Raw genomic sequence first — 20,782 nt, 5'->3', positions numbered from 1 at the left:
GCCGGTGCTCCTTCCCACGGGGACGGGCAGAGCACCGGCCCGCATCCGGTGGGGCTTGGCGGCCCCGCCCTAGACGAACAGGCTCACCACCGCCGCCACCACGAACCCGGCGACCGACAGCACCGATTCCAGCACCGTCCAGGACTTCAGGGTGTCCCGCTCGGTGATGCCGAAGTACTTCGACACCATCCAGAACCCGCCGTCGTTGACGTGCGAGGCGAAGATCGAACCGGCGGATATCGCCATGATGATCAGCGCCAGATGGGCCTGGGACATGTCCTGCCCGTCCACCAGCGGCAGCACGATGCCGGCCGTGGTGACGATGGCGACGGTCGCCGAGCCCTGGGCCACCCGCAGGACGAGGGAAAGCAGGTAGGCCAGGACGATGACCGGGAGGCCGACGTTGTGGAAGGTGTCGGAGAGCGCGTCGGCGACGCCGCTGCCCTGGAGGACCGCGCCGAAGACACCGCCCGCGCCGACCACCAGCAGGATGTTGCCGATCGGCTTCAGCGAGGCGGTCGAGACGGTCTCCAGCGACTTGCGGGACCAGCCCCGGCGGATGCCCAGCAGGTAGTAGGCGACCAGCAGCGCGATGGTCAGGGCGACGAACGGGTTGCCGAAGAACTCGATGACCGAGCGGGCGGTGCTCGGGTCCATCGCGATGGACGAGAACGTCGACAGCAGGATGAGGATCAGCGGGATCAGGATGATGGTGAGCACGGCGCCGAGCGACACCGGCTTCTCCTGCGGGGTGACGCCGGAGGCCCGCTGCTCGGCGAGGACCGCCGCCTTCGCCTCGTCGGCGGCCTCCACCATGTCCTGCGGGATGTCGACGAAGATCCGCTTGCCGATCCAGGCGGCCCACGCCCAGGTGGCGAGGACGGCGGGTATGCCGCAGATGACGCCCATCAGGATGATCCAGCCGAGGTCCACGTGGAACAGGCTCGCCGCGGCCACCGGGCCGGGGTGCGGCGGCAGGAAGGCGTGGGTCATCGACAGCGAGCCGAGCAGCGGCAGGCAGTACAGGAGCATCGACTTGCCGCCGCGCTTGGCGGCTGCGTAGACGATCGGCGCGAGGACGAAGATGCCGATGTCGAAGAAGACCGGGATGCCGAAGATGAGGCCGGTCAGGCCCATGGCCAGCGGGGCCCGCTTCTCGCCGAAGAGGTTCAGCAGGCGGGTGCTGAGCACTTCGCCGCCGCCGGAGACCTCCAGGATGGAGCCGAGCATCGTGCCGAGCCCGATGATGATCGCGATGTGGCCCAGGGTGCCGCCCATGCCGCTTTCGATCATGGACTTCACGTCGGACTTCTGGACGGTGCCGAAGAGTTCGGTGACCGAAAGGCCCGCGCCCAGGCCGACCGCTATGGAGACCGTGAGCAGCGCCACGAAGGGCTGGAGGCGGAGCTTGATGATCAGCAGGAGCAGCAGGGCGATGCCCAGGACGGCGACCGTCAGGAGCCCTGCGGTGCCCGGGATCAGGGCGAGCAGCCCACCGGTGTGGGGTGGTGGCGACGGTGGGGCGGCGGTCGTGGCGGCGAGGAACATCGTGTGACTCCGTTGTCAGGCAGGGGGCCCGGTGGTCCGGGTGTGTCCCCTGGAATGCATCCAGGCAGGGGGGACCGCGGCACGGCGCCCCGTCGGTACGGGGCGCCGCGCCGTGCGGCGGGGTGAGCGGGTGAATCAGCGCTAACGGCAAGGCAGTTGCTCAGTTCGGGTGGTGCGGTTCGGGGTCGTGCGGTTCAGGGCGGTGCGATTCAGAGTGGTGCGGTGTGCCGAGGACAGCGGAGGGGACGGTTCCGCGTGTCCGTCCGGCGGCGGGCGGTCTCCGCTCAGCTGAGGACGGCGAGCGCGTCGATCTCGATGAGCAGGCCCTTGGGCAGCCCGACATAGACCGTGGTGCGGGCGGCGGGCGCCTCCTTGAGACCCTCGGCCTCGAAGTAGGCGTTGTAGATCTCGTTCATCTCGGCGAAGTGGTCGACGTCGGTGAGGTAGACGCGCATCATCATGACGTCGTCCCAGCTCGCGCCGCCCTCTTCGAGGATGGCCTTGACGTTCGCGAACGTCTGGAGGGTCTGCTCGCGCAGCGTGGGGCCGGCCGGGGTGGGGGCCTGGCCCTCGACGGCGGGGAGGAAGCCGACCTGGCCCGCGACCTGAAGGATGTTGCCCTTCTTGACGCCGTGGGAGAACTTCGCGGGCGGGGTGGTGTGGGTGGCCGGGGTGAGCGCGGTCTTCTCGGTCATGGTGTTCAGGCTTCCTGTGCGGGTCCGGCTTGTGGCCGGGGGATTGCGGTTCCGGAGTACTCCCGGCTGATGGCGTCGGCGGTGCGGCGTACCAGCGGGAGCAGGGTGAGGAGTTCCTCTGCGGTGACGACGACGTTCGGTGCGGAGACCGACATGGCGGCGACCAGGCGTCCGTCCGCGCCGCGGATCGGGGCGCCGATGCAGTTGATGGACTCCTCGTGACCACCGAGGTCGGTGGCCCATCCCTGTTCGCGGACCTTTGCCAGTTCGGCCAGGAAGGCCGCGGCGTTGGGGGTCGAACGGGACGTGTAGAGGGGGTAGTCGAGCCTTTCCGCGAGGGCGCGGCGCTCGGGTTCTGCGAGGTCGGCGAGGAGCAGCTTGGCGACGGCGGCGACGGTGATCGCGACCGGCTTGCCGATCCGGGAGTACATCCGGACCGGGTAGCGGCTCTCCACCTTGTCGATGTAGAGGACTTCGTTCTCCTCGTAGACCGCGAGGTGGACGGTGTGTCCGCATTTCTCGTTGAGGTCGACGAGGTGGGGGTGGGCGATCTCCCGGACGTCGAGGTTTTCGACGGCTTCCTGGGCGAGCGCGAACAGCCGGGCGCCGAGGCGGTAGCGCTGGTCGGGCTGGCGGTAGACGATGCCGTGCTCGTGGAGTGTGCGCAACAGGCGCAGGGCGGTGGATTTGTGCACGCCGAGCCGGACGGCGACCTGTTCGAGGTTGGCCGGTCCCTCCGCGAGCAGCGGCAGGATGCTCAGGGCGCGGTCGACTGTCTGGCTCATGCGCGCACCTCGCCGTGCTCGCCGTGGCGGGATCCGGGGACGTGCTGTCCGGCGTTCCGCTCGCTTCGTTGGCTTGGTTCGTTCATGGTGCGGGGACCTCCACCCGTGATGTGCGCACCCCGTCGGTCGTCCAGCCGGGGCCGAGTCGCAGTGTGCCCCAGTCGGCCGGGTCGAGGGCGGCCAGGCGGTCGGCGAGGGCGCGGGCCGGTGGTGTGCCGAGGTCGCCGGGGACGGTGAGGGAGGCGGCGGCCATCAGGTGTCCGTGCCGGATGCGGGCGGGCACCGGCAGGTCGCGGAGGGTGCCGGAGAGGAATCCGGCGGCGAAGGCGTCCCCGGCTCCGACGGGCGCGACGACCTCGACCTTCAGGGCGGGGACGAAGGTCACGGAGTCGGTGCCGTCGGCCCTGCGGTCGTAGACGGTGGCGCCTTCGGAGCCCTGCTTGACGACGAGGGTGGCGGGCTCGGGCAGCGCCTCGCGCACCGCTTCGGGCCCGTGCAGATCCCAGGCGGCCTCGGCCTCGTCCTCACCGACGAAGACCAGGTCGCAGCCCCGGGCGAGGTCGAGCAGGATCTCAGGACCGTGCGCGCCGGCCCGCCAGAGGCCGACGCGGTAGTTGACGTCGAAGGAGACCAGCGGCCGGCCCGGGGTGCGGCGGGTGAGGGTGCGCAGGACGTCCAGGCAGCCGTCGGAGAGGGCGGCGGTGATGCCGGTGAGGTGGCGGATGCGGGCGCCGTCCAGCGCGGTGCGGTCGAGGAGTGCGGGGGCCATCGCGGAGGCGGCGGATCCGGCGCGGTAGTAGAGCACTTCGGCGCGGCCTGCCTCCTCGCCGTCGACGCCGGTGGCGCGCTCCCCTGCGGTGCGGAAGTAGATGCCGGTGGGGCGATGCGGGTCGCGCTGGACGTGGCCGACGTCGACGCCGTGGCCCGCGATGGTGTCGACGAGATGGTCGCCGAAGCCGTCGGCGCCGACCCGGGAGATCCAGCGTGCGGTGTGTCCGGTGCGGGCCAGCGCGCAGGCGACGTTGGACTCGGCGCCGCCGATGGCGCGGTCGAATGCGGGGACGTCGGCGAGGCGTCCCGGCCGGGTGGGTAGGAAGGTGACCATGGACTCGCCGAGGCAGACGACATCCACGCCGGCATCCGGGACGGTGCCGCCGTCCGGGCCGGCGGTGCCGCTGACGTTCGAGGGCCTGGTCACGATCGGGGGTACTCCTTAGCTGCGCGGCTGCGCCGGGTGGCTGTGCTGCCGGGTGGCTGTGCTGCTCTGCGGGGTCGCGGAGGTTTCGCGGCGGGTTCCGTGAAAGGTGTCGCGGAAGGCGTCCGGAGGGTTTCCGAGGGTTTCGCGGACGGTTTCCCGGGGCGATTCTCACCATTGACCCGGTGATGGCTCGGATGCTAGACACCTATAAGCGATATACGCAATGGGTGTTGCAGAGAATGCAACAAGATCTTTGAGGAGGGCCCATGGTCGACGACCGGGACCGGCTCGCGGCGGACCACGCGAAGGGGCTCGCCCAGGGACTCGCGGACGAACGCGTCGACCACCGTTTCAAGGCCCTCCCGCCGGACGCCGACGGCCGCACCGTCGGCGAGCTGGCGGCCGAGCGCCGCAACCTCTTCGACGGCGGCTTCACCACCCCCGTCCTGGCCCTCTCCGCCGAGTCCGTCGAGCACAACCTCGCCCTGATGGAGACCTACTCGGCCCGCCACGGCCTGGCCTTCGCCCCGCACGGCAAGACCTCCATGGCCCCCCAGCTCTTCGCCCGCCAGCTGGAGCACGGCGCCTGGGGCATCACCGCCGCCGTCCCCCACCAGGCCCGCGTCTACCGCGCCTACGGCATCCAGCAGATCTTCCTCGCCAACGAACTCGTCGACCCGGCCGCCCTGCGCTGGCTCGCCGCCGAGTTGGATGCCGATCCCGGCTTCCGCTTCATCTGCTACGTCGACTCGCTGCGTGGCATCGCGCTGATGGACGCCGCACTCCGCGAGGCGGGCGCGAGCCGCCCCGTCGACGTCGTCATCGAACTGGGCGCGGGCGAGACCGCCCGCACCGGCGTCCGCACCGAGGCCGAGTGCCTCGAACTGGCCGACGCCATCGCGGGTGTGGACACCCTCCGCCTGGTAGGCGTGGCCGGCTACGAGGGCGAGGTGCCCGACGCGACCCCCGAGCGGGTGACGGCCTGGCTGCGCCGACTCGTCGCGCTGGCCGTGGAGTTCGACAAGACCGGACGCTTCGCCGACCTCGACCGGATCGTCGTCAGCGCGGGCGGCAGCGCCTGGTTCGACTCCGTCGCCGAGGTCTTCGCCGAGATCCCCGCGCTCTCCGCCCCGGTCCTCAAGCTGCTGCGTTCGGGCGCGTACGTCTCCCACGACGACGGCCACTACCGCCACCTCACCCCCTTCAACCGCGTCCCGGAAGAAGGCACACTCCAGCCGGCCTTCCGCCTCTGGGCGCAGGTCGTCTCCCGCCCCACCCCTCACCAGGCGTTCCTCAACGCCGGTAAGCGCGACGCCGCCTACGACCTCGATCTCCCGCAGGCCCAGGTCGTACGCTCCGGCCGGGACGGCACCGAACGCCCCGCCACCGGCATCACCGTCACCGGCCTGTCCGACCAGCACGCCTGGATCGCCACCGAGGGCGCGGACGACCTGGAGGTCGGTGACTGGGTGGGGATGGGCCTGTCCCACCCCTGCACGTCGTTCGACAAGTGGCAGTTGATCCCGCTCGTCGAAGCCGACGGCACGGTCACGGACTTCATCCGCACGTTCTTCTAATACAGCGGCTAATAAAGCGACTGCCGGAGCACCCCTCCAAGCCGTCCCCCAAGCCGTCCCCCAAGCCGTCCCCCCAGCACTCCCCCGAGCGCCTTCCCCCGCACTTCCCCGAGCAGTTTCCCGAACCTGCATCTCGCACCTTCCCCCGTCTCGCTCTCTCATCAGGAAAACGCTCCGCGCCCCCGTTTCGTGAGACGCCCGGGGAAGATTTCCTGAGCCACCGCCCCCGGCAGCCCCCGCGCCGCCCGCACAGACCCCGGCGGTGCGCGCCGACCCCCGCGGCCCGCACCGCCGGTCTCAGAAAGGCCCCCCATGGACACCGTGTTCCGCGACGCACGCGTCATCGACGGATCCGGCGGCCCGTCCTACCGCGCCGACGTCGCCCTGTCCCACGGCCGGATCGCCGCGATCCACCGCGAGGGCGACGCCGGACCCCGCCCCTCCGCCCGCCGCACGGTGTCCGCCGACGGCCTCGCCCTCTCCCCCGGCTTCATCGACATGCACGCCCACAGCGACCTCGCGCTGCTCCGCGACCCCGCGCACGAAGCGAAGGCCGCCCAGGGCGTCACCCTCGAAGTCATCGGCCAGGACGGCCTGTCGTACGCCCCGGTCGACGACCGCACACTCGCCGAGGTCCGCGCCCAGATCACCGGCTGGAACGGCGACGGCTCGGACATCGACTTCACCTGGCGCACCGTCGGCGGCTACCTCGACCGCCTCGACCACGGCTTCGACGGCCACGGCATCGCCGTCAACGCCGCCTACCTCATCCCCCAGGGCACCGTCCGGATGCTCGCCATGGGATGGGACGACCGCGCCGCGACGGCCGAAGAGATCGCGCGCATGCGGCAGTTGGTCGCCGAGGGCCTGGAACAAGGCGCCGTCGGCCTCTCATCCGGCCTGACCTACACCCCCGGCATGTACGCGTCCGACGCCGAACTGACCGAACTCTGCCGGGTCGTGGCGCAATACGACGGCTACTACTGCCCGCACCACCGCTCCTACGGGGCGGGCGCCCTCCAGGCGTACGAGGAAATGGTCGCCCTCACCCGCGAGGCCGGCTGCGCCCTCCATCTCGCGCACGCCACCATGAACTTCGGCGTCAACAAGGACCGCGCCCCCGAACTCCTGGCCCTGCTCGACGCGGCCCTGGCATCCGGCGCCGACATCTCCCTGGACACCTACCCCTACACCCCCGGCTGCACGACGCTCGTCGCCATGCTCCCGAGCTGGGCGAGCGAGGGCGGCCCGGACGCGATCCTGACCCGCCTCCAGGACGACGCGAGCGCCGCCCGCATCCGGCAGGTCATGGAGGTCGACGGCGCCGACGGCTGCCACGGCGTCCCCATCGAGTGGGACGCGATCGAGATCTCGGGTGTCTCCGACCCGGCCCTGACCAGCTACGTCGGCAAGACCGTGGCCCGCAGCGCCGCCGAACGCGGCGAGGAGCCCTGGGTCACCGCCCGCCGCCTCCTGATCGAGGACCGCCTGGGCCCGACGATCCTCCAGCACGTCGGCCACGAGGAGAACGTCCGCCGCATCATGCGCCACCCGGTGCACACCGGTGGCAGCGACGGCATCCTCCAGGGCGCCAAGCCGCACCCCCGCGCGTACGGCACCTTCCCGCACTACCTCGGCAAGTACGTCCGTGAGCTGGGCATCCTGCCCCTGGAGGAGTGCGTCGCCCACCTCACCTCGCGCGCCGCCGCCCGCCTGCGGCTGCCCGACCGCGGCCTGGTCCGCGAGGGCTACCGCGCCGACCTGGTCCTTTTCGACCCGGAAACGGTCGCGGCAGGCTCCACCTTCGACGTCCCGCGCGCCCTGCCCACCGGCATCCCGCACGTCCTGATCGACGGCCGCTTCGTCATGCAGGACGGCAAACGGACCGACATCCTGGCGGGCCGCTCCGTCAGGCGCTCAGCGCCCCGCCCTTGACAGCGTCGACAAACCGGCTCCAGGCGACGGCGGGGACGATGACCGTCCCCCCGTCCCGGTCCTTGGTGTCGCGGACGGGGACGATGCCGGGGAGGTCGTCGGCCACCTCTACGCAGTTGCCGCCGTCGCCGTTGGTGTAGGTGCTGGTGCGCCAGCGGGCGGCGCTCAAGTCAATCTGCTTGCTTGCCATTTCGGAAGTCCTCTGCCGTTGCCTCGATCATCGACAGGGACGCCGCCGGTGACAGTGCGGCGGCCCTGAGCAGATCGTACGACCTGCGGTACTTCTCCACGAGCGCCGGATCGTCGATGGTGTCACCGCTGTACGCGGACTCGATGTAGATCAGCGGCGGGGCATCGGGGAACGTCATAGCTGTGACTGAGCCGAGCATCAACGCATGAGGTGCGCTGTTACGCGGAAGGATCTGCGGAACGATCCGGCGACGCCTCCCCAATGCTGCGATGCACTCCAACTGTTCGGCCATCTCCTCAGGCGGGAGCAGAGGGTCACGCAGCACCGATTCATGGAGGACCGACCAATACATCGGGGTCTTGTGGTTCTCTTCGAAGAGCCGCGCCCTCGCCAGTCGGGCGGTGACCCTCTCCTGCACTTCCTCGTCGGACGCGAGCGGATGCGTAGCCAGCACCATCACTCGCGCATACGCCGCTGTCTGCAACAGGCCCGGGACGAGTCCCGGATACCACTCCTCAATGCTCTTCGCCTGCTTCTCCGCTTCCAACGCCCGCGCGAAATAGTCCGCGTGGCCGACCCGTCGCGCCTTCCGCACATCCTCACAACGCCGCTCGAAGAACCCGTCCGTCTTCAGTACGCGGTCGATATGCGCGGCCAGATCCCCGGGCATCCGCCGCATCCCCCGCTCGATCTCGCTCAGATAGCTCACCGCGTAATAGCTCCCCTCCACCGTCGCCTGGAGGGTCAGCCCCGCTTCCTCCCGCTTCCAGCGAAGCTCCGAGCCGTAAAAGGCCGGGACACTGGCTGAACCGTCAACTTCCTTGCGTGCAGGCATTTTTCACCGCTCCACGATGTACGCGCCGAAAGGGAAATCCCTTCCACGCTACGCCGTACCGCGTCACTCTGTGAGCAGTTGGTCACGATACGCACAGGAAGACGAAACCATGCCCGACCGGACACACACCCCTCGCCCCCACCACGACGACGACGCGGACGACTGCGCCGAAGCGCTCCGCGCCGCACTCGCCGCCAACGGCATCTCCCTGCCCTCCCTCGGCATCGACCTGCCGGCCTTCGCAGGCAGTTACACACTCCCCCTCATCGCCCTCGGCAACTGCAACACCGCCACCGCCCGCAGGCTCGCCGCCGTACTCCACAAGGCCGCCGGGCAGTGACGAAATCCCACCGGGACCGGCCCCCGAAGAAGCACGGTGACGCCCCGGAACAGGATCGGCGCGAGGAGTTGGCGGAGAGCGTCAGAAGGCTCAACAAGTGGTCGTCCGGTGGGGGTGGGCGACGCTGAGGCTCATGGAAACCTGGCACCGGTGGGCTCCTCTACGGCCGGTCCAGCACGAAACGTGCGGCCCATTCCGTGACCTCGACCAGCTGATTGGTGATGCCGAGCGCCCCCACCTCCCGTGCCTGGCGCTCTCGTTCGGGGGTGACCGACAAGGTGAGGAAGGCCAGCGGGCCGAGGTACCTGCGTTCCTCCCGCAGTCGCCTGGCCAGCGCGAACCCGGCGTCCTCGTCACCATTCCGGGTGACATCGGAGAGCAGCAGATCCACGGAGTGGGCGGCGAGCAGATCGAGTGCGGTCGCGTCGTCCTGGGCCAGATGCACCCGCGCGCCCCGGGAGCGCAGCTCGCCCACCAGCCAGTGTTCACGGGTGACTTCGTCATCCACCCAGAGGACGGTCAGGTCGAGGTCCTGTATCCGGGGCGGCGGGTCGAGGCTGACCCGCCGGTGCGGCACGGCTGCCGAAACCGGCGGCGGTAACGGGCCCTGGACCTGCTGCGGCACCGGGGACGGATCGGGGGCCGGGGAGCGGCCCTGCGCCTGGAGGATGTCCAGCACCAGTTCCCGCAGCCGGTCCTCCTGATTGGTGATCGCCGCCCCCAACCGGGCGGCCCGGTCCTCCCGTTCGGGACTCTGCCGGATCGTGTAGAAGATCACCGGGCCGTCGTACAGCCCCTCCTCCTGGAACCGCTGGATCATCGCGAACCCGGCGGCATGGTTGCGCCGCCTGCTGATGTCCGAGATCAGCAGGCCCGGTGTACGGAGACGCAGTTCGGCGGAGGCGTCGGCACTCGTGCTCACATGCCGCACCCGCACCCCCAGACTCCGCAGCACCGCCCGCACCTCCGCCTTACGGTCCGGCTGGTCGTCGACCCACAGGACGTCGAGCGTCGGCAGGGCGTAGCCACCGGGCGACCGGTACGTGGGCGGCCGGTTCTGCCGGGACCACGGCGGCGGCCCCGGGACCGGGGCCTGAGGCGTGGGCTGCGGTTGCCCGTACCCGGGTGAACTACCTTGCAGCGGCGCTCCGTTGCGGAACTCCTCGGGAAGATCCGCATACGGGGCCGCACCGGTCCCGCCCGGCTGTCCGCCGTAGGGGGCATTCGAGGTCGGGGCGGGCTGCTGCACCGACGGCTCCGGCCGGCCCTGCTCCCCGGAATCGATCACCCTGACCGACCCCGCCTCAACTCCCAGGCGATGCTCCTCCCCGGGCGCGCCGTTGATCACCTGCCACAGCGGCCCCCACTCCCGCCCCCTCCCCTCCGGCCCGTCCGGGTTGCCCTGGTCACCCGCCCCCTCACCGGAGATCCGGGGCCCCTCCCGCAGCCGCAGCAGCAGGCGGGCGGCGTCATCGCGGGCGGTGAGTTCGTCGACGAGCGAGGTGAACGCCGGGTTCGTCACCAAGTCGGGGAACTCGTTCGGCAGTTGCCGCTCCAGCGCCGCCAGCACCTCCGCGCCGGACGCCTCGGGCGTGCCCGGCACCAGCAGGTCGTAGCGCGCCACGAACTCCCGGGCCACCGTCAGTTCCGTATCGGCGACGGCACCGGGCGCCGCCAGCAGCGTCCGCCGCACCGTCCGGTACGTCCGGAACTCGGCCACCACATCGCCGTCCACCGTCCCGGAAGGGCCCGTCATCATCCGGTAGAAGTCCGGGTAGAAGTACTGGAGCAGCAGCGTCCGGATGACCGCCTCCGGGCCGAAGTCCCGCCACACCGGATTGAGCGTCGCCTCCAGGACGAAGCCGTTCACCAGGCGCTTGATACGCCGCGGATTCCGACCGGTGCGCTGCACCAGCAACTCCACCAGCGCGTCGTCCAACAGCGGTTCCACCCCTGCGGTCCGCGCGCACCAGCGGATGTACTCCTCGACGCCCTGCCCGTCGGGAGCCGGAATCCGGTAACTCGTCTGGAAGATCTTCTCCATGAACGCCGAACCGGCGGGCGACAGATCGCGCAGCAGCCCGTTCGGCCCCATGGCGGAGCGGTCGCAGCCGACGACGAAGGCCAGACCGGGCACGTCCAGATAGACCTTCACCGCCTCACAGACCGCGAGCACCGTCTCCTCCGAGCAGCGGTCGAGGTCGTCGATGAAGACCACCAGGAGGCGGCGCGGCTGATGCCCGTCCGTCTGCGCCCACTCCTGCATCAGATCGCCGATGGCGGCCCGCATCTCGTTACGCGCCTGGGAGTTGACCGACAGGTTCTTCCACAGCTCGTCGACGAGACCGGAGACGCCCAGCGGCCCGGCGGCGACCGTCGTCACGGCGCGCACCACCCGCAGCAGCGCCCGCTGGTCGGTGGCCCGCTGGAGGCCGCGCCGCAGCACCCGCCGGTCGAACCGCATCAGAACGGACTTGATCAGCCCCTCCAGTGCGTCCGCCCCGGTCGACGTCCAGGCGTTGTACCAAACGGTGTGCACCTCGGGCAGCGCCGCCAACTCCGCGTCGACCAGCCGCATCAGGCTGCTCTTGCCCATGCCCCAGCCCGCGTCGATGGCGAGGGTGAAGGGCGTCGAAGGCCGGGAGGAGACCAGCAGCCCGGCGAGCCGGCGCGCGGCACTGCCGCTGCCGAGCAGATCGGCGGCGGCCTCCGCCACCGGCTCGTCATTGAGCAGCGAAAAGGGCGTGTACCCGGCCGCTGTGCTCGCCATCCTGGCCCCCGTGTCAGGTCGTCGGCGTGATCCGGACCCGCCGCACGCCCGACCGCCCGCACGCCCGGCCGTCGGCTGCAACGAAATCCAAGGACAACCCTACCCACGACCAGTGACAGCACGTGACGAGTCGCACACCACCAGCTGATCAAGGTGGGCAAAAACACCCGGCGATCGCGCCGACCCGGTCGTAAAGTGGCGGGCATGCAGGTGATCCAGTCAACCAAGCTCGCCAATGTCTGCTACGAGATCCGTGGCCCCGTGCTGGAGGAGGCCATGCGGCTTGAGGCGGCGGGTCACCGCATCCTCAAGCTCAACACCGGAAATCCCGCGGCGTTCGGCTTCGAGTGCCCGCCCGAGATCCTGGAGGACATCCTCCGCTCGGTCGGCACGGCGCACGGCTACGGCGACGCCAAGGGCCTGCTCTCCGCCCGCCGCGCGGTGATGCAGCACTACCAGACCAAGGGCGTCGAGGTCTCCGTCGACGACATCTACCTCGGCAACGGCGTCTCCGAACTGATCCAGATGTCGATGCAGGCACTGCTCGACGACGGCGACGAGGTCCTGGTACCGGCCCCGGACTACCCGCTGTGGACGGCGTCCGTCTCCCTCTCCGGCGGCACCGCCGTCCACTACCGCTGCGACGAGCAGGCGGACTGGATGCCGGACCTCGCCGACATCGAGCGCAAGATCACCGACCGCACCAAAGCCATCGTCGTCATCAACCCCAACAACCCCACGGGCGCGGTCTACGACGACGCGCTCCTGGAGGGCATCGCCGAGATCGCCCGCCGCCACCACCTCATCGTCTGCGCCGACGAGATCTACGACAAGATCCTCTACGACGGCGCCACCCACACCCCCTTCGCCTCCCTCGCCCCCGACCTGCTGACACTGACCTTCAACGGCCTGTCCAAGTCGTACCGAGTGGCGGGCTACCGCAGCGGCTGGCTGGCGGTCTGCGGCCCCAAGGCGCACGCCTCGTCCTACATCGAGGGCCTGACGATCCTCGCCAACATGCGCCTGTGCGCCAACATGCCGGCCCAGCACGCCGTCGCCACCGCACTCGGCGGCCGGCAGTCGATCAACGACCTGGTACTCCCCGGCGGCCGTCTGCTGGAACAGCGCGACACGGCCTACGACCTGCTGACCCAGATCCCCGGCGTCACCTGCGTCAAACCGAAGGGCGCCCTCTACGCCTTCCCGCGCCTCGACCCCAAGGTCTACAAGATCAAGGACGACCGCGAGATGGTCCTCGACCTCCTCCGCGCCGAAAAAATCATGATCGTCCACGGCACCGGCTTCAACTGGCCGGAACCGGACCACTTCCGGCTGGTCACCCTGCCGAACAAGGACGATCTGACGGATGCGGTGACGCGGATCGGGTCGTTTTTGGAGGGGTACGGGCAGTAGTGAGAGGAGCGGGGGCGGGGGCGGGGCTGTGGTCGTCGGACACTAGCGATCTTGTGGTCTCGCAGTGCAACTAAATGAAAACGGGGCGGGTCGCGAGTAAGTTCGCAGGTCAGGAAGGGTGGGCCCCGCGGGTGCGGGGGTGGTCCGGACGTGACCCCCCTGCCCCTGCCCGTTCCCCAGTGGGCCCCGCGGGTGCGGGGGTGATCCGGGCAGCATGGCCTTGGGCACCCTGTTCGTCGCGTGGGCCCCGCGGGTGCGGGGGTGGTCCCCGGGCGGTACCCGTACGCCTTGCAGTTGGCGAGTGGGCCCCGCGGGTGCGGGGGTGGTCCCTCGATCAGGGCGTCGCAGAGCTGGTATTCGGCGTCGGCCCTGCAGGCGCGGGGGTGGTCCGCGACCGTGGTCATTGGTGTGCGTGATGAGCCCGTCGGCCCCGCAGATGCAGGGCCGGGCCTCAGGGCAAGACTGCTGCCGACGCTGGTCTCGGGCCACAGCCCAAAAGCCGCCGCATGTACGGCGCAAACCAGCGGGTACGAGACCCGGCCGGTGGCACAAGGACGGCGATGAAGCCCGTGGGGCGGAAATGGAGGCTGCCCTCTGGAGGACCAAGGCGTGGCGGGCTGTTCCTACTCACGGCAGTCGGGCATGGAGCGGCTGTCGCCTAAATCGCCCGATAGCCGCCCCCCTCTGCGCGCGCCGCAGATCCCGTAGCCAAATGCGGTGAACAAGGTCACGCAGCAAGGGACTTCAGCGCTCGGCGACCGGCCGTCGCCGGTCGGTACGCCCGCGTTCCGGGGGACGGGTTCCGATCACCGGGCGGCGGCAGCGGAGGCCGTGCCGCATCACCACACGTCAGGCGCGGATAGCCGAGCCCCCACACCCCTCACCGCCTCTCCCGAGCCGAAAGAATCACCCCCTCGAAATCGACCGGTCGCCAACGCTCTCTCCCCGCCGTGCGGATTGCCCAGCCCTGTTCGTTGGAGGCGGGTTCGGCCAGGACGGCCTGGCCGTCGCCGATGCGGGTGGCGAGGAGTTCCCAGAGGCGGTCGCGGATGCGGCGGTTGGGGGTGCCGACGAAGACTCCGGCGTGGACTTCGACCATCCAGCGGGTGAGGTGGCCGCGGAGGCCGTCGGGGGCGGCGATCAGGACGATGACGGTCATGTGGGCTGCTCCGGGGGCCGGGTGGGCTCATGGGGAGGCTGGGGTGGAGTGTCCGGTTCCGGGCCGATGATGGCGATGTGCTGGTCGCCCATGCCCGTGGGGGTGAGGGGTGGGTGCTCGGGCGTGGTGTCGGGGGTGGGGTGGCCCGGTGGTGCCGGTGGCCCGTCGGGGGTCGACCAGTTGACGCCCGCGGAGACCGTGCCGAGGCGTTCGTCCCAGAGTTCGCTGGTTTCCGGGGTGTCGAAGTCGGTGCCGGGCGGGTTCAGCAACCTCTTGACGTCGGTGACGATGCGGGCGAGGAGTTGCGTCTCGGTGATGCGGTCGCGCAGGCCGATGCGGGCGTCGCGTTCCTCGGGGAGGCCCTGGGCGGTGAGATCGAAGGCCAGGGGGAGGGTGTATTCGGCCTTGTAGAGGTCGGCGATGTCGAGGACGAAGGAGAGCGCGGAGCCGGTGTGCACGAAGCCGAGTCCTGGGCTTGCGCCGAGGCCGACGATGACCGCGTGGCAGATGCCGTAGAGGGCGGCGTTGGCGGCCGAGAGCAGGCGGTTGATGTCGTCGCCCGCGGCGAACGCGTCGCCTGCCTTGTAGACGCGGCCGTTCCACGGCACGCCGGTGCGGCGGGAGTGCTCCTGGTAGAGGCGGCGGAAGCGGGTGCCCTCGCGGCCACGGAGCTGCTGCATGGTGGCGCGTGAGACGTCCTCGCCGGGGAAGCGCATGCCGTACATGGCGCGGGCGACGCCGAGCCGTTCCTTGGGGCGGGTGACCAGCCACGCCTGCCGGTGGAGGAGACCGGAGCTCCGGCTGGGGCCGAGCCCCGTCGCGTACATCCGCACGCCCTGTTCGCCCACCCAGCAGACGGCGGTGCCGGAGTCGGCGAGCAGGCGGATCGCGCCGTGGGTGACGCGGGTGCCGGGGCCCAGCAGCAGGACGGCGATCATGGCGGCGGGGACGCGGACGGTCTCCCGTCTGTTGACGACCACGACGGCGTTCTCGTCGCGGTCGAGGTGGCTGCGCTCCACGTAGACGCTGGAGACGCGGTCGACGATCCGGTGCAGATCGTGCGGGTCCGCCTTCCACCAGATGTCGGCCATGGTTCAGTCCTTCCGGCCGGCGAGGGGCGCGAGGGTGAGCAGGCCGCAGCCGTACGCCTTGGAGGGGCCGATTCCGTCGAGGAGGCGGGCGGTGAAGGCCGACGGGTCGGTGATGCGCAGGCGGCCTTCGAAGGTGGCGGTGTGGAAGACGACGTGGGGTCCGCTGCCGTTCTTCTTGAAGGAGTGCCGGTTTCGGGACGTGATGCGGACCTCGCGCCCGGGGTGGGGATCCCAGGATGGACGGTCGGGTTGCCGGGCACGGTCGTTGCCGGCCGGGGGTGCTGCGAGGCCCGGGGCGGCGGGATCGGTGCGGGAGGCGGGGACGTCGAACCCCCAGCGACCGGTACGGGTGAGGAACCAGTCGAGTTGGGCGGCGGCGGTGCGGTGGCCCAGCCGGAAGCCGCGGCGCTTGCCGTCGGTGTCGGCGGCGATGTGCGCGGCCTGTGCCGGGGTGGGTTTCCGCGGCGACGGGGTGTTCTGGACAGGGCTGGCCGTGAGGCGGAACGCGAACTCGCGGCCGGTGGCGATCCGTTCGAGGAGCGGGGTGTAGTCGCGGATCGCGGCGTGCTCGCCCTCGGCGCCGGGCCAGCCGGCCTGCTCGATGATGTGGGTCCAGTCGGGGCGGGACCGGGTGAGGACGAAGAGGTGTGGGCGGTGAGGGTCGTCCGCGTCCAGAGGGAGGCGAAGTGGAATGAACGTTGCGAGTGTTAGGCAGCTTCAGCGCTCGCCCTCGGAGCAATTTCGGCGGGGTGAAATTTCTTTGGTCGTGGAGGAGTGGCCCGAGATGCAACCAAACGGAAATGGGGTGGCGCGCGAGTAGAGTCGCAGGCCAGGAAGGGTCGGCCCCGCGGGAGCGGGGGTGGTCCACGGAGCATGGCGAGGTACTGCTCGGCCTGCTCGTCGGCCCCGCGTGTGCGGGGGTGGTCCCGGCAGCCGTACTTCCGTGTCCCGCGCAACAGTGTCGGCCCCGCGTGTGCGGGGGTGGTCCGGGCGGCTGGCGGGCGACGGCGATCACTACGCGGTCGACCCCGCGGGAGCGGGGTGACCCATCGAGGACGTCCAACTCGACACGGGCCCGAGTCCGCCCTCACACCAACCACCCCACACCGCCAGCCCCAGCAAGCACCACCCACCCCACCGCCATTTCCGGACCTTACCCACAGCCCGCCATACTCCGCACAACTTTAGACTCCGTCTAAGGTAAGATGGTCTCCTAGACGTTTTCAGGAGGCCATCCCATGTACGAACCGATCCGCACCAAGTCGGTCCACACCATGGCCGCGGCCCCGGAGATCCCGCATCGCTCCCGTGAGGAGGAGCTGGACATCCGGCTCGCAGGACATCTGACCGCGCTGCTGACCGTCACCGACGAGCTGCACGCACTGGCATCACAGAGCGCGGCGCACGGGCGGGGCGCCGACGCACTGGCCGTGGCCGCCGACGAGATAGCCGAGCAGGTCGCCCGTCTCAATGGCGGCCACTACCCGCTGCGCGCCGAGCCGACCGGCGGCGATCCGTCCCGTCGGCAGGCACTGGAGCAGCGGGCGCGCACCCTCGCGGGCAACGCCCTGGTGATCGCCACGTCCCGTGAGGACACCGCGGCGATAGCCCTGGCCGTGGAGCGCCTGGAGGCTCACGGCGACGGCGCCACCGTCGCCGGCCTGCCGGATCTCGCGACGGCGTAATGGTCCGCCCGGCACCGGGCGCCCACTTTCCCTTATCCGGCCAGAAAGCCGAGCGGGGCCCCGCACCAAGTACGGGGCCCCACAAGCACGGTGGCACGGTGAGCCGCGCCGCGGGCATCAGCCCAGGCGTTGTACCAGTGCGCGGTACTCGTCCCACAGTTCCTTCGGCGCGTGGTCACCGAAGGTGTTGAGGTGCTCGGGAATCAGCGCCGCCTCCTCGCGCCAGACGTCCTTGTCGACGGTGAGCAGGAAGTCGAGGTCGGCGTCGGACAGGTCGAGGCCCTCGGTGTCCAGCGCCCCCTTGGCCGGCAGCACGCCGATGGGGGTCTCGACACCCTCGGCCGTGCCCTCAAGGCGCTCGACGATCCACTTCAGCACCCGGCTGTTCTCGCCGAAGCCCGGCCACACGAAGCGGCCCTTGTCGTCCTTGCGGAACCAGTTGACGTAGTAGATCTTCGGCAGCTTGGCCTGGTCCTTGTCGGCGCCGACCTTGACCCAATGCCCCATGTAGTCGCCCATGTTGTAGCCGCAGAACGGCAGCATGGCGAACGGGTCGCGGCGCAGCTCGCCGACCTTGCCCTCAGCCGCGGCGGTCTTCTCGGAGGCGACGTTCGCACCGAGGAAGACGCCGTGCTGCCAGGTCAGCGACTCGGTCACGAGCGGTACGGCGCTGGCGCGGCGGCCACCGAAGAGGATCGCCGAGATCGGCACGCCCTTGGGGTCCTCCCACTCCGGCGCGATGATCGGGCACTGGCCCGCGGGGACCGTGAAGCGGGCGTTGGGGTGGGCCGCCGGGGTCTCGGACGCCGGGGTCCAGTCGTTGCCCTTCCAGTCCGTGAGGTGCGCGGGCAGTTCCTCGGTCATGCCCTCCCACCACACGTCGCCGTCGTCGGTGAGCGCGACGTTGGTGAAGACGGAGTTGCCCCACATCGTCTTCATGGCGTTGGCGTTGGTGTGCTCGCCGGTGCCGGGCGCGACGCCGAAGAAGCCGGCCTCGGGGTTGATCGCGTGGAGGCGGCCGTCCTCGCCGAAGCGCATCCAGGCGATGTCGTCGCCGATGGTCTCGACCGTCCAGCCCGGGATGGTCGGCTCCAGCATCGCGAGGTTGGTCTTGCCGCAGGCGCTCGGGAAGGCGGCGGCGACGTACTTGGCCTCGCCCTGCGGCGGGGTGAGTTTGAGGATCAGCATGTGCTCGGCGAGCCAGCCCTCGTCACGTGCCATGACGGAGGCGATGCGCAGCGCGTAGCACTTCTTGCCGAGCAGGGCGTTGCCGCCGTAGCCGGAGCCGTAGGACCAGATCTCGCGGTCCTCGGGGAAGTGCGAGATGTACTTGGTGGTGTTGCACGGCCACGGCACGTCCTTCTCGCCCTCGGCGAGCGGGGCACCGAGGGTGTGCACCGCCTTGACGAAGAAGCCGTCCTCGCCCAGCTCGTCGAGCACCGCCTGCCCCATGCGGGTCATGGTGCGCATCGAGACGGCGACGTATGCCGAGTCGGTGATCTCCACGCCGATCGCGGAGAGCGGCGAGCCGAGCGGCCCCATGCAGAACGGGACGACGTACATCGTCCGGCCGCGCATCGCACCGCGGAAGATGCCGTCGGAGCCCGCGAAGATCTCCCGCATCTCGGCGGGGTCCTTCCAGTGGTTGGTCGGCCCCGCGTCCTCCTCCTTGCGGGAGCAGATGAAGGTACGGTCCTCGACCCGCGCGACGTCCCGTGGGTCGGACGCGGCGTAGTACGAGTTGGGCCGCTTGACGGGGTCGAGCTTGGTGAAGGTGCCCTTGTCGACCAGTTCCTCACACAGCCGCTCGTACTCCGCCTCCGAGCCGTCACACCAGACGACCCGGTCGGGCTGGGTGATCGCTGCGATCTCGTCGACCCAGGTGGTGAGGCCCTGGTGACGGGTCGGGGTGGTGGGAGCCGCGTTGTCGCGCGCCACGATCGCTCCTAGATGAGGGTGTGGACGGACCGACGTCCGGTTCACCCGGACAGATCCGCTTCTTTGACTGTCTGCCCCTTGGGGGCTGCGACCCGGATGCTTCGTGACCGCTCATCCGGTGCCGACCGCACTCATTTGATCATCCGACCCTGGCGGACATCTGTCCAGAGGGCGCCTTCGTGACCGTCACCACTTCGGCACTGATCGGTAACTTACGGTGGCGTAGGTAGCATGACGGCCATGACTTCCCCGCACGATGCCGTAGCGAGCCACCCTCCCCCCGTGCCCGCAACAGATGCGGTCTCGTCGATCGCCGCGGCGGCGGCACCGCTCAAGCCCAAGCTGCGCGGCTGGCTGCACGCCGGCATGTTCCCCGCCGCCCTGCTCTCCGGCGTCGTCCTCACCGCGCTCGCCGACAGCACCCGCGGCCGGATCGCCTGCGCGATCTACACCCTCAGCGCCTGCCTGCTGTTCGGCGTCAGCGCGCTCTACCACCGCGGCAACTGGGGCCCACGCGCCGACGGAGTGCTGCGCCGCCTCGATCACGCCAACATCTTCCTGATCATCGCGGGCACCTACACGCCACTGACCATGCTGCTCGTGCCGGGCAGCCGCGGACAGGCACTGCTGTGGGCGGTGTGGGCCGCCGCCCTGGCCGGCATCGCGTTCCGGGTCTTCTGGGTCGGCGCGCCCCGCTGGCTCTACACCCCCTGCTACATAGCGATGGGCTGGGCCGCCGTCTTCTTCCTCCCCGACTTCCTGCACACCGGCGGCGTCGCCGTCCTCGTCCTGGTGATCGTCGGCGGCCTCCTCTACAGCGCGGGCGGCGTGATCTACGGCATCAAGCGCCCCAACCCCTCACCCCGGTGGTTCGGCTTCCACGAGGTCTTCCACTCCTTCACCCTCGCGGCGTTCGTGGTGCATTACGTGGGCATCTCCTTGGTGGCTTATTCGCACGTCTGAGGCGTGTGCGGATGTGGAGTATGTACGCGGCAGGCGTGCGGAGTTGGTCCGCGGAGCCCGGGCACGTGACGTGAGACGTACGTGCCTGGGCGCTGCGGGGGCGCGGGCGTACACCGGCCCCGCGCTGCCTGGATGCGTCGCTCGGCATGGGACTGGAGACGCAGGGGCCCGTTCGCCCGTGGATACGGGGTGAACTGCACCTCGTAGACCCCGCGGACGCGGGAATGGTCCCTACCTCAGCGCTCCGGTCGGCACCGCGATGCCATCGCCGCGCCGGGAGGAGCAATCTGTGCGGCTCCAGACCGAGCACCCCGGCGAGACAACTATCGGCCAGCTCGGCCCAACTAAATGAAAACGGGCCAGGACGCGGATAAACTCGCAGGTCACGAAGCGTCGGCCCCGCGGGTGCGGGGGTGGTCCCATATGCGCTTCTTGCCCTGTGGCAGCACGGTGGTCGGCCCCGCGGGTGCGGGGGTGGTCCCGTGTTGGCGGCGCCCTTGGCCAGCTCGGCGGTGTCGGCCCCGCGGGTTCGGGGGTGGTTCGTCGTAGTCCACGCCGATTTCGGCGAACGCGGGGTCGGCCCCGCGACCGCGGGGATATCCCAACCAGCAACCGCGCCAAGACCGATGCGCCGCCCCGCCCCTCAAGGGCAAGCCACGC

Annotated in this window: 16 protein-coding genes, 1 pseudogene and 1 CRISPR repeat array; of the genes and pseudogenes, 6 read left to right on the top strand and 11 right to left on the bottom strand. The window is 70.2% G+C overall.

Translation table 11 applies throughout. From position 1 onward, the window contains the following. Window positions 1-69: 69 nt before the first annotated feature. The 4 genes from ACIBK8_RS00275 to ACIBK8_RS00260 all read right to left on the bottom strand — a co-directional run bounded on the left by ACIBK8_RS00275 (window position 70) and on the right by ACIBK8_RS00260 (window position 4,133). Window positions 70-1,548, bottom strand: a complete 1,479-nt coding sequence (locus ACIBK8_RS00275; protein ID WP_399039258.1) for a GntP family permease — start codon at window positions 1,546-1,548, stop codon at window positions 70-72. Window positions 1,549-1,832: 284 nt separating this feature from the next. Next, window positions 1,833-2,243 carry a RidA family protein gene (locus ACIBK8_RS00270; protein ID WP_227050070.1) on the bottom strand — a complete coding sequence of 137 codons (411 nt, stop codon included), beginning with the start codon at window positions 2,241-2,243 and terminating at the stop codon, window positions 1,833-1,835. 5 nt (window positions 2,244-2,248) lie between these two features. Next, window positions 2,249-3,028: an IclR family transcriptional regulator gene (locus ACIBK8_RS00265; RefSeq protein ID WP_399039257.1), complete on the bottom strand. Its 780-nt coding sequence runs from the start codon at window positions 3,026-3,028 to the stop codon at window positions 2,249-2,251. An 82-nt stretch (window positions 3,029-3,110) separates the two neighbouring features. After that, entirely contained in the window at window positions 3,111-4,133 is a 1,023-nt protein-coding gene (locus ACIBK8_RS00260; protein WP_399039774.1) for a sugar kinase, read from the bottom strand. Window positions 4,134-4,492: 359 nt separating this feature from the next. Here ACIBK8_RS00260 and ACIBK8_RS00255 point away from each other — a divergent pair, with 359 nt between their 5' ends. Both ACIBK8_RS00255 and ACIBK8_RS00250 read left to right on the top strand, forming a co-directional pair. Then, complete coding sequence (locus tag ACIBK8_RS00255) at window positions 4,493-5,803, top strand: amino acid deaminase (protein WP_399039256.1); 1,311 nt, start codon at window positions 4,493-4,495, stop codon at window positions 5,801-5,803. A gap of 312 nt (window positions 5,804-6,115) precedes the next feature. After that, on the top strand, window positions 6,116-7,738 hold the full coding sequence (locus ACIBK8_RS00250; protein WP_399039255.1) for an amidohydrolase family protein: 1,623 nt from the start codon (window positions 6,116-6,118) through the stop codon (window positions 7,736-7,738). Here ACIBK8_RS00250 and ACIBK8_RS00245 read toward each other — a convergent pair. Then, complete coding sequence (locus ACIBK8_RS00245) at window positions 7,713-7,928, bottom strand: DUF397 domain-containing protein (protein ID WP_399039254.1); 216 nt, start codon at window positions 7,926-7,928, stop codon at window positions 7,713-7,715. The genes ACIBK8_RS00250 and ACIBK8_RS00245 overlap by 26 nt on opposite strands. After that, on the bottom strand, window positions 7,909-8,763 hold the full coding sequence (locus tag ACIBK8_RS00240; protein WP_399039253.1) for a helix-turn-helix transcriptional regulator: 855 nt from the start codon (window positions 8,761-8,763) through the stop codon (window positions 7,909-7,911). Before ACIBK8_RS00240 ends, ACIBK8_RS00245 begins: the two co-directional genes overlap by 20 nt. Before the next feature lie 109 nt (window positions 8,764-8,872). Here ACIBK8_RS00240 and ACIBK8_RS00235 point away from each other — a divergent pair, with 109 nt between their 5' ends. Further along, window positions 8,873-9,103, top strand: coding sequence for a hypothetical protein (locus ACIBK8_RS00235; protein WP_399039252.1), 231 nt, complete (start codon window positions 8,873-8,875; stop codon window positions 9,101-9,103). Window positions 9,104-9,263: 160 nt separating this feature from the next. Here ACIBK8_RS00235 and ACIBK8_RS00230 read toward each other — a convergent pair whose 3' ends face one another. Then, window positions 9,264-11,873, bottom strand: a complete 2,610-nt coding sequence (locus ACIBK8_RS00230) for a P-loop NTPase fold protein (protein ID WP_399039251.1) — start codon at window positions 11,871-11,873, stop codon at window positions 9,264-9,266. A gap of 204 nt (window positions 11,874-12,077) precedes the next feature. On the opposite strand from ACIBK8_RS00230, the gene ACIBK8_RS00225 reads away from it, so the two are divergent. Continuing rightward, window positions 12,078-13,286, top strand: coding sequence for a pyridoxal phosphate-dependent aminotransferase (locus ACIBK8_RS00225; RefSeq protein ID WP_399039250.1), 1,209 nt, complete (start codon window positions 12,078-12,080; stop codon window positions 13,284-13,286). A 118-nt stretch (window positions 13,287-13,404) separates the two neighbouring features. Beyond that, window positions 13,405-13,737: a CRISPR direct-repeat array (repeat unit 28 nt; unit sequence GTGGGCCCCGCGGGTGCGGGGGTGGTCC). 429 nt (window positions 13,738-14,166) lie between these two features. On the opposite strand, the gene cas2e is transcribed toward ACIBK8_RS00225, so the two are convergent. The 3 genes and pseudogenes from cas2e to cas6e form a co-directional block, all read right to left on the bottom strand. Further along, window positions 14,167-14,445, bottom strand: a complete 279-nt coding sequence (gene cas2e, locus ACIBK8_RS00220; protein WP_399039249.1) for a type I-E CRISPR-associated endoribonuclease Cas2e — start codon at window positions 14,443-14,445, stop codon at window positions 14,167-14,169. Continuing rightward, window positions 14,442-15,536, bottom strand: a complete 1,095-nt coding sequence (gene cas1e, locus ACIBK8_RS00215) for a type I-E CRISPR-associated endonuclease Cas1e (RefSeq protein WP_399039248.1) — start codon at window positions 15,534-15,536, stop codon at window positions 14,442-14,444. Before cas1e ends, cas2e begins: the two co-directional genes overlap by 4 nt. A gap of 3 nt (window positions 15,537-15,539) precedes the next feature. Then, a pseudogene (gene cas6e, locus ACIBK8_RS00210) lies at window positions 15,540-16,211 on the bottom strand (type I-E CRISPR-associated protein Cas6/Cse3/CasE); the annotation flags it as partial. A gap of 563 nt (window positions 16,212-16,774) precedes the next feature. On the opposite strand from cas6e, the gene ACIBK8_RS00205 reads away from it, so the two are divergent. After that, window positions 16,775-17,221, top strand: a complete 447-nt coding sequence (locus ACIBK8_RS00205) for a hypothetical protein (protein ID WP_399039247.1) — start codon at window positions 16,775-16,777, stop codon at window positions 17,219-17,221. A 117-nt stretch (window positions 17,222-17,338) separates the two neighbouring features. On the opposite strand, the gene ACIBK8_RS00200 is transcribed toward ACIBK8_RS00205, so the two are convergent. Continuing rightward, entirely contained in the window at window positions 17,339-19,159 is a 1,821-nt protein-coding gene (locus tag ACIBK8_RS00200) for a phosphoenolpyruvate carboxykinase (GTP) (protein ID WP_399039246.1), read from the bottom strand. A 240-nt stretch (window positions 19,160-19,399) separates the two neighbouring features. Here ACIBK8_RS00200 and ACIBK8_RS00195 point away from each other — a divergent pair, with 240 nt between their 5' ends. Beyond that, complete coding sequence (locus ACIBK8_RS00195; RefSeq protein ID WP_399039245.1) at window positions 19,400-20,122, top strand: hemolysin III family protein; 723 nt, start codon at window positions 19,400-19,402, stop codon at window positions 20,120-20,122. Window positions 20,123-20,782 lie beyond the last annotated feature (660 nt).

This window comes from Streptomyces sp. NPDC050161, from assembly GCF_044460025.1.
Lineage (GTDB): Bacteria > Actinomycetota > Actinomycetes > Streptomycetales > Streptomycetaceae > Streptomyces.
Note: the sequence above shows the minus strand (reverse complement) of the source record. Positions and strands in the feature narration are given on the sequence as shown.